This is a genomic window from Mesorhizobium sp. M7A.F.Ca.US.005.03.2.1 (assembly GCF_003997795.1).
Lineage (GTDB): Bacteria > Pseudomonadota > Alphaproteobacteria > Rhizobiales > Rhizobiaceae > Mesorhizobium > Mesorhizobium ciceri.
The window spans coordinates 1-2374 of record NZ_RZRP01000917.1; the positions used below are offsets into that span (position 1 = coordinate 1).

Below are 2374 nucleotides of genomic sequence, written 5' to 3' on the forward strand. Positions count from 1 at the left end.
GCTATGGGCGCATCTGCGCGAGGCCGGCCAGGCGCTCGACGCCGTCGTCATCGGCCTGGAGGCGCTGATGATCCTGCGTGCCGAAAAGGGTTTTATCGTCATCGGCAAGGACACCGACGGCACCACATTGCCGCATGATCTCGGCGTCCACGGTCCGCGGGCCAAACGCAAGACCGAGTTCGTCGGCCGCCGCTCATTGTTCACCGAGGAGGCGTCGCGTGACAATCGCATGCAGCTTGTCGGGCTGGCAGTGCCGCAAGGCGAAGCACCGCTGCCGACCGGCGCGCATGGCATCAAACGGATCGACGGCAGATTGCACAGCCAGGGCTTTGTCACCTCGAGCTACCAGAGCCCGACGCTTGGCCGCCCGGTTGCGCTTGGGCTGATAGAGCGCGGCGCGACGCGGCACGGCGAGACGATCGACATCCAGCATCTCGGCAAGATCAGCAAGGCGACGATTACCGCCCCTTGCGCCTTCGACCCGGCAGGAGACCGGCTGCATGCGTGATCTCGCGGAAAAATGGTCTGTTGCACCGGATTGGCAATCGGCGGTGATCAAGGTGCCCGGCCTTGTGGTACGCGCGGTCTGCGGCCTCAACCAGTTGCTGGTCAGCGGCGACCTCGACGCGTGGGCGCGGGCTTCGAGCGCCGACGGGAACGGAATCGGAGCCTTTGGCACCGCACAAGGTGACCGCTATGCGGCGCGGCTGGCGCGCGACCGGTTGCTCGTCGTCTCGAACAGCGTCCTCGCCATCGCGACGGGCTGGCATGCAGACGGGTTCGCGGTGACGGCGATCAGCGCCGGGCTGCAAATGTTCGAGGCCGAGGGCACGGCGCTCGACGCTTTCATCGCGCGTGGAACGACGCTCGATCCCAGCCAAGCGAGCGCCAGTGCAGCGCTCTCATTCGCAGGCATCAGCGCCGTCGTCTATCGCCGTGACGGCAAGCTGCGCATCCATGTCGATCGCGGTCTTGCCGCCTATCTCTGGACATGGATGGAAATTGCCGCCGGCAACATCGCCGCAGGATCAGCGAAGTAGCCGGTTACGGCTGGTCAGAGTGTGAACGACCAGAACAGGCAGGCCAGCGTCGCGGCGGCAAAGACGACGAAGAACAGGCTGCGCAGCAGGACGTTGCGGCGCAGCTCGTTCATGACGAAGTGACAACCGACGATCGCCGCGGCAAACAGGAACCGCCAGTTCAGCAATGTCCACACGGCGCTGCCCTGCCCGAACGCCCATCTGGCGACCAGACAGCCGACGATGGTCGCAAACAGTGCGATCACGGTCCAGAAAAGGGCGTCTGCGGCATGGGTCAGGACAATGCCGGCCGCCCTGATCGGCAGGATCATCATCAGCATCGCGCTGAAGAAATAGACGGCGGCAATCGGGATGAACACGCCGGCGTCGGCAATGCCGTCAAGGCGCCTGACGCCGATCGCGCCATAGGGATAGCCGTGCCTGGCGACAGCCAGGCTCAACGCCATGAGCAAGGCGGTCAGCACGGCGACCAATGCGAAGGATGTAAGGGCTTTGCTCATGACGTTCCTGTCCCAGACGAATCAGACAGGAACGGTTTTAGCGGTCGGTCGTAAATTGCGCGTAAGCGGGGGCGCTGCCCTCACGGATTTCGTTCAGTTCAATCTGGCTGACGACAGGCTATTCAGCGGCGATCCGGCCTGCCGAACGATTGGCCAGCACAAAGCCGACCTCGTCGACCGCCTGCGCCGCACGCTTAAGGATCGCCTCGGAGCGCAGCACGCCGTCGGTGAAATCCTTGTCGGTGGCGTAGACGGCGGTGGGCAGCGCAAAGGCCTCGAAGAAGCCGAACAGCGGCCGCAGCTGATGCTCGACGATCAAGGCATGGCGCTCGCCACCGCCGGTCGCCGTCAGCACGATGGGCTTTCCCCGCAATGCCGCCGGATCGATCAGATCGAAGAAATGCTTGAACAGGCCGGTATAGCTGCCCTTGTAGGTCGGCGAGCCCACGACAAACACGTCGGCGGCGAGGATTTGTTCCAGGATCGCGTGCGCCTGGCCGTCGAGATCGCGGGCCCATTTCGCCGTTCCCAGCGACGGCCCGAGATCCTCGATATCATAGGTGCTCGCCGATAGGCCGTGGCTGGCGGCGATGTCCCTGGCGACCAGATCGACGAAGGCGCGCGTCTTTGACGGCCTGGTGATGTTGCCGGAAAAGCCGACGACTGTTGGGTTTGACATGGCAGTGGGCCTCTTGAATGGTCGAAGGTTTGACGTGGCGGGCCGCCAGCCACGGCCTATCGGCGAGCACCTATGATATCGAGGATCTCGGGCCGTCGCTGGGAACGGCGAAATGGGCCCGCGATCTCGACGGCCAGGCGCACGCGATCCTGGAA

The 2374-nt window shown here is 64.4% G+C and carries 4 protein-coding genes; 2 read left to right on the plus strand and 2 right to left on the minus strand.

Going from position 1 to position 2374, the window contains the following annotated elements:
- Positions 1–508, plus strand: a 508-nt coding sequence (locus tag EN991_RS32530) for a glycine cleavage T C-terminal barrel domain-containing protein (protein ID WP_281058830.1), incomplete at its 5' end; no start/stop codon positions are given.
- Positions 501–1040 carry a hypothetical protein gene (locus EN991_RS32535; RefSeq protein ID WP_127370279.1) on the plus strand — a complete coding sequence of 180 codons (540 nt, stop codon included), beginning with the start codon at positions 501–503 and terminating at the stop codon, positions 1038–1040. The genes EN991_RS32530 and EN991_RS32535, both read left to right, overlap by 8 nt.
- A 14-nt stretch (positions 1041–1054) precedes the next feature.
- On the opposite strand, the gene EN991_RS32540 is transcribed toward EN991_RS32535, so the two are convergent.
- A complete protein-coding gene (locus tag EN991_RS32540) occupies positions 1055–1540 on the minus strand; it encodes a hypothetical protein (RefSeq protein WP_013528152.1) in 486 nt (161 codons plus the stop codon).
- Positions 1541–1658: 118 nt separating this feature from the next.
- Positions 1659–2219, minus strand: coding sequence for an FMN reductase (gene msuE / locus EN991_RS32545; RefSeq protein WP_013528153.1), 561 nt, complete (start codon positions 2217–2219; stop codon positions 1659–1661).
- Positions 2220–2374 lie beyond the last annotated feature (155 nt).